A 7,010-nucleotide genomic window follows, 5' to 3' on the forward strand; every position below is an offset into this window, starting at 1 on the left:
TCGGAGGAAAAAGATTCTTAACGAGTAAAGAGAAAATTAATACTGTTAAGTATTGTGAGGGAATACACCTTATAGAGGAAGAAGACTCTGGTAGTGTAACTCTTTTATTTGATGAAGATGACAAGAAAGAATAATCATATTTCAGAAAAAATAGCTTTAATTGCAGGTTGGGTTGAGAAAACTTTCGTGTAGTTTTTCCGCAGAATTAATCCAACTTATGCGAAGACTTTATTGGGTTTCACGCTTTGTTCTATCCAATCTACATTTTGAGATGTTTTATTTGACTCGAAGTATATTGCCGATTCCTAGAATTAATCCAACTTATACCAAGACTTTATTGGGTTTTACGCTTTGTTCTATCCAATCTACATTTTGAGATGTTTTATTTGACTCGAAGTATATTGCCGATTCCTAGAATTAATCCAACTTATGCGAGGACTTTGTTGGGTTTCACTATCATTCTACCCAACCTACATTTTGAGATGTTTCATTTGACTAGAATTAATCCAACTTATACCAAGACTTTATTGGGTTTTACGCTTTGTTCTATCCAATCTACATTTTGAGATGTTTCATTTGACTAGAATTAATCCAACTTATGCGAAGACTTTGTTGGGTTTCACTATGGTTCTATTCAATCTACATTTTGAGATGTTTCATTTGACTAGAATTAATCCAACTTATGCGAAGACTTTGTTGGGTTTTACTATGGTTCTATCCAACCTACATTTTGAGATGTTTCATTTGACTCGAAGTATATTGCCGATTCCTAGAATTAATCAAACTTATACCAAGACTTTGTTGGGTTTTACTATGGTTCTATCCAACCTACATTTTGAGATGTTTCATTTGACTCGAAGTATATTGCCGATTCCTAGAATTAATCAAACTTATGCGAAGACTTTGTTGGGTTTTACGCTTTGTTCTATCCAATCTACATTTTTAGATGTTTCATTTGACTAGAATTAATCCAACTTATACCAAGACTTTGTTGGGTTTTACGCTTTGTTCTATCCAATCTACATTTTTAGATGTTTCATTTGACTAGAATTAATCCAACTTATACCAAGACTTTGTTGGGTTTTACGCTTTGTTCTATCCAATCTACATTTTTAGATGTTTCATTTGACTAGAATTAATCCAACTTATACCAAGACTTTGTTGGGTTTTACGCTTTGTTCTATCCAATCTACATTTTTAGATGTTTCATTTGACTCGAAGTATATTGCCGATCGCTAGAAGTTTATATAGCTAAGAAAGAATTGGTTAGGACATAAACTGATGATGAATCTTAGACAGCGGAAATGTTTTTCCAACTGTTCCCTGTTAAGTGTTCCCTGTTCCCTGCTATAGACAAAAAACATAAAAAAAATGTCTAAACTTAGTAAAAAAAGGAGAGTAATAAAAAGACTTATAAAATTATTCCTAATCTGTTGCCTAACTTTAACCATTTACCTCTACTATGAAACAGGATTTTCTCAAATATTAAATTCTTACCAATCTCAACAAAAAATAATCTCTCAAACTACCCAACAAACTGAAGCAGAAGAACTTTACGAACAGGGGGATAGACTATACAAAGATGGTCAATATCAGTTAGCTCTAGAAAAATATCAACAAGCTTTAGAAATCTATCAATTAATATATAGAGTCTCAGAAAATGCCAATCAATCTCTCTCCCTAAAAATCGGCAAAACACTTCATAATATTGGAGCAGTTTATAATAAACTTGCTGACTATCCTCAAGCATTAGAATATTATCAGCAAGCAGTAAAATTTCGTCGCCAAATTAATGACAAAGAAGGTATTGGTAGTAGCTTTAATAGTATTGGAGCAGTTTATTTTCGACAGGGAAACTATAACCAAGCTTTAGATTACTTACAGCAAGCTTTAGAAATTCGTCAGGAATTAGGAGATTTAGTTAGAGTTGGGAGAACTCAGAATAATATAGCAGCAATTTATCTAAATCAAGCTAAATATTCTCAGGCATTAGAATATTATCAGCAAGCTTTACAGACATTTAAAGAACTAGGAAATCTGGAAGGTGAAGCAGCAGTTATTAATAACATCGGTTTAATTTATCAAGAGTTAGGTCAATATGAAAAATCTTTAGAGTGGTATCAACAAGCTTTAGCAATTCACCGACAAAATGGCAATCAAAAAGGTGAAGGAGATACTTTAAATAATATAGGTCTAACTTATAAACTGCAAAAAAAATATGATGAAGCATTAGTATATTATCAACAGGCATTAATAGTTAGAAAGCAAATAGACGACAAACCAGGAATAGGTAACAGTCTCAATAATATCGGCTTAGTTTATGACCAAAAAAGTCAATATCAAACAGCACTAGAATATTTACAGCAAGCATTAACAATTTTTCAGGAAATAGGGAATAAAACAGAAACAGGAAGAACTTTAGATAGTTTAGGAACAGTTTACAAAAGTCTCCAAGAATATACTCAAGCAGAAGACTATTATCGTCAAGCTTTAACCATTCAAAAAAACATCGGCGATCGCGCTAGTGAAAGAATAACTTTGAGCAATATAGGAGATTTATTCCTTGCAAAAAAAGAACCAGAATTAGCAATTATTTTCTACAAAACTTCTGTAAATGTCACAGAAGGGATTCGTCAAGATTTACAAGTTCTTTCCGTAGATAAAAAGCAGTCTTATGCAGAAAAAATCGCTGATACTTACCGCCGTTTAGCCGATTTATTATTGCAGCAAAATCGAGTGACAGAAGCTCAACAAGTATTAGATTTACTGAAGGTTCAAGAATTAGATAATTATCTCAAAAATGTACAAGGCAATGAACAAACTATCGTGGGAATTGAATTATTACCCCAAGAAAAAGAAGTTATAGATAACTACAATGCTATTCAAAATCAAGCAGCGCAGGTAAATGAAGAACTCACAAAATTAGAAAATATATTACCCGTAGATAGGTCTGTTGCTCAACAAAAAAAGGTCGCTAAATTAGAAGCACAACAACAACAAATTAAAGCAAAATTCAACAACTTTATATCTAATGAAGAAATAATCACAATATTACAACAGCTTCAGGAAAAAACTAGAGGAGAAAGTATAGATATTACTAATCTAAGTAGATTACAAAATATTCTCAAAATCAAGCAAAATGCTGTGCTGCTTTATCCATTAATTTTAGAAGACCGGATAGAAATGGTATTAGTCAAAAGCAATGGTTTGCCAATTCATCGGTCAGTTCCGATTAGTAAAATACAGTTAAAAAATGCAATTTTTGACTTTAGGGAAGCTCTGACATATCCGAGAAGAAGAATTAGCGATTTGGCAGTACGAAAAACAGGTCAACTATTATATGAATGGTTAATAAAACCTTGGGAAACAGACCTATTATTAGCACAAACAAAAACTATTATTTATGCTCCTGATGGCTTATTACGTTATATTCCTTTAGCAGCTTTATACGATGGGGAAAAATGGCTAATAGAAAAATTTAGTATCAATAATATTACTGCTGCTAGTCTGACTAATTTCAACAGTAAACCTTTAGATAAATTGCGAGTATTAGCAGCAGCTTTTAGTGAAGGAAACTATCAATTTATGGTTGGTTCAAGAAAATTTGAATTATCAGGATTACAATTTGCGGGACAGGAGATAGAAACTTTAGCAAAAATCATTCCTGATACTATGAAATTGTTCAATCAAGCATTTAGTTGGGATGAAATTATTTCACGGGTTGATAAGTACAATATTCTTCATTTTGCTACTCATGCAGATTTTGTGAGTGGGCAACCAGAAGATTCGTTTATTTTATTTGGTGATGGCAGTCGTTTAACTCTCCGGGAAATTACAAATTTATCATTACCGAATATTGATTTAGCAGTTTTGAGTGCTTGTCGAACTGGAATGGGAAGTCTCTTGCAGGATGGTTCAGAAATTTTGGGATTGGGTTATCAGATGCAACGAGCGGGAGTGAAAGCGTCTATAGCTACTCTATGGCAAGTTGACGATCTGGGAACAAAACTACTAATGATTGATTTTTATCGAGCATTGAGAAAAGGGAATGTTACGAAAGCAAACGCGTTACGACAAGCGCAGTTAGCTTTGATAAGTGGAAATGTTAAGGGTGGAAAAGACACGAACAGTTTTAGACATCCTTATTATTGGGCACCCTTTATTTTGATTGGTGATGGGTTGTAGAATTCAGAAGTCAGAATTCAGAATTCAGAAGTCAGAAGTAATCACGATCGTATTCGCTAGAAAAGTTATAATGAGACTCGTAGTTGGGCTTTAGTATCACTCCAGTACTGGACTGACACACCTAATTTTGTGCAAAATTGTAGGGTGTGTTAGACGGCTTAAATTCAGATTATGAAAAGGATTCAGCAATCCGTCGCAGGGCACAATTTTAGCTGTGTCGGTCTAGTAGGGTGCGTTAGACGGCTAAAATTTAGACTGTGAAAGGGATTTAACAATTAGTCGCAGGGCACCATTTTATATGTCTCATATAGAATCCGGGTAATTAGTTATCGTATCGCGCTCGGAGTCAGGAGTCAGGAGTCAGGAGTCAGGAGAAATATTGGATTTGAACTATTAAATTTTGGCATTGGTAAATGAAGGTATGAAAATAAAAATTGAACAATCTCAAATATTTTTTATTCAATAGTTTAGCAATTACCAAAAAATACAAATCATACTCTAATTTACCAACGCCTAAATTTTTAAATTCGTATTTAATAGAACATCTGTATTAAGAGGAAGTAATTTTGCGATTACTGTATAACCGGATTTTATATCAGTCCAGTAGACCCCTGTAGGGCTGAAGCCCAACTACAAACAAAAACTTTATTATACCAAATTCAGTTGCTTCGGAGTGCTATAAGAAACGAGGTTTTAACCAGACAGATGTTAGCATCGTGGCATCCAAATTTCATACAAGCGTGGTTTCTGTGCTTTACCAGATTATATCAAATCCTGTTAATTGCACATAGAATCCGATTATATGATATATGTTAATAGTTCCATATTCAATTTCCCCAACTCCCCACACTTCGCACACTTCCCAGACTCCCCCAACTATATAATAAGTATTCAACCGGATTTGATATTACACCCAACAATGGCTTTGTTGCATGAAAGTATCGATAGAACATCCGTTCCGCTTTTCGGTTGTCCCCGACATGAAAGGTGAACCTAGTGGCAGCTATAGAACCCCTAAAGGGATCTATTTAAAATTATAGATTGAGAGTAGGGTAGGGACGTTGCATGCAACGTCCGTACGGGAGTGGGGGAGTGGGGGAGATGGGGAGATGGGGTGTATTAGATATCTGCCTTGCATCCCATCATCAAATCAATTCTTACCCATTTTTTATCAATTAATTCTCCTGAGAACCTATTTTCTGGAGATACCAAATGGCAGCTATAGAACCCTCTTTCTATAGATTGATGTTTTATTCATCTGTTGGACAATAGTTAATAGCGTCAAAGCCTTTACAGGCAAAAGTTTCAGCCTTTTTTATATCAAATATTGATGTTAATTTCATCTATTGGACAATAGTTGTAGAAGTCTGAAGTACATATGCTTGGATCTTGTTTGGACAATAGTTGTAGAAGTCTGAAGTACATATGCTTGGATCTTGTGCGGTAGCTATATACTTTCAGACAACAAAGCCCCCAAAAATTAAAAGCCTTCGGTTTGTAATCTCAACTGTAAATTATCAAGACCAATTTCAGTTGCTTCACTACCAATAGCAATGAACTGAGTATCCCCTGGAATTGGAATATTTTGACTACTAAAGATACTAAAATCATTCACGAATTGACCAGGAGGAGTCTGTGGTAAAGGTTGTTGCCCAAGTTGCCGATTATTTTCATCCAAAAATGAAACACTATGACTTCTATTAGGAGAAGCATAATCAAACAAAATACTACCAGACTCTATTTCACCCACCTGATTAATTATGTCACGCAAATCAATTCTAATCGCATTACCAGTATCGTAAGCAATGACAGTATTATTAATAGTGGAATTAACATCAAATCTTCCCTCACCCCCTGATATATTCTGACTAGCTAAAGCTACAGTATTGCTAGAAAATCCAAGGTTGGCAAGACCTTGAGGAGTATTAACTGTAATAGAACTAAAACGAGCAAAATTGTTAAATTCCTCAAACCTCAACACCTGAGTGGTAAAAGATTGAGGTCTTATTAGATCGTCATCATCATCAATAATTTCCAAAGTAGCAGTAGCAGGTTGACCAATATTAGCTCCACCAGTCACATTAGCTAAACTTAAATTCACAGTTTCCGTATTCTCGTCTGAGTTATCATCAATAATAGGAATACTAACAGTTTGTTGAGTTTCTTGATCGGCAAAGAAAATAGTTTGAGGAACAGGGTTGCCATAATCAATACCTTGATTTGCTGTACCATTGGCAAGATTAATATTGGCACTGACAACTCCATCACTCCCACCAGTCCGAATTATCGTAACTGTAGCAGTGGATTGATTTTCCGTAACGCTAAAGGTGGGGTTGCTAAATTGGAGAGTACCTGGGTTGGGAAAACTATAACCGAAGTTAATGTTATTGACATTTTGACTAGAAGACAAGGGAACAGAAAACTCTGCTGCAGTTGTGAGAATAGCGTCAGGAGGAGAAATTGTTCTGAGTGTATAATTATCTGGTAATAAGTTAGGGAAGCTATAGAAACCAATCCCATCTGTAGTGGTTTGTTCGTCGTTGGGGTCAAGAGTATCATTTTGATTAGTATCTAGGAAAACTGTAACGTTTGGTAATCCAGTTTCTCCTAGCTCAAGGGAACCATTGCGGTTAATATCGTTAAATATATTTCCACTGATACTTCCTGGAAATTCAGGTTGCGGATTAACGACAACGCTGACTGTATTGGTAGAGTTAGGAGTATTTGGGTTATTATCGCTAATAGTGTAATTGAATGTATCTGTGAAAGTTTCTGTAGTTGTCAACCCTGGAGTGAGACTATAGATAATTTGGTTGTTAATATCA

General features: G+C 34.7%; 3 protein-coding genes. 2 read left to right on the plus strand and 1 reads right to left on the minus strand.

The genetic code is table 11. The features are described 5' to 3' along the window. Nucleotides 1–576: 576 nt before the first annotated feature. Nucleotides 577–963 carry a hypothetical protein gene (locus tag F6K22_RS25675; RefSeq protein ID WP_293104537.1) on the plus strand — a complete coding sequence of 129 codons (387 nt, stop codon included), beginning with the start codon at nucleotides 577–579 and terminating at the stop codon, nucleotides 961–963. 408 nt (nucleotides 964–1,371) lie between these two features. Beyond that, nucleotides 1,372–4,185: a CHAT domain-containing protein gene (locus tag F6K22_RS25680; RefSeq protein WP_293104539.1), complete on the plus strand. Its 2,814-nt coding sequence runs from the start codon at nucleotides 1,372–1,374 to the stop codon at nucleotides 4,183–4,185. 1,480 nt (nucleotides 4,186–5,665) lie between these two features. On the opposite strand, the gene F6K22_RS25685 is transcribed toward F6K22_RS25680, so the two are convergent. After that, the coding region (locus F6K22_RS25685; RefSeq protein ID WP_293104542.1) for a Calx-beta domain-containing protein at nucleotides 5,666–7,010 on the minus strand (1,345 nt) is incomplete at its 5' end.

Source organism: Okeania sp. SIO2F4 (assembly GCF_010672385.1).
Taxonomy (GTDB): domain Bacteria; phylum Cyanobacteriota; class Cyanobacteriia; order Cyanobacteriales; family Microcoleaceae; genus Trichodesmium.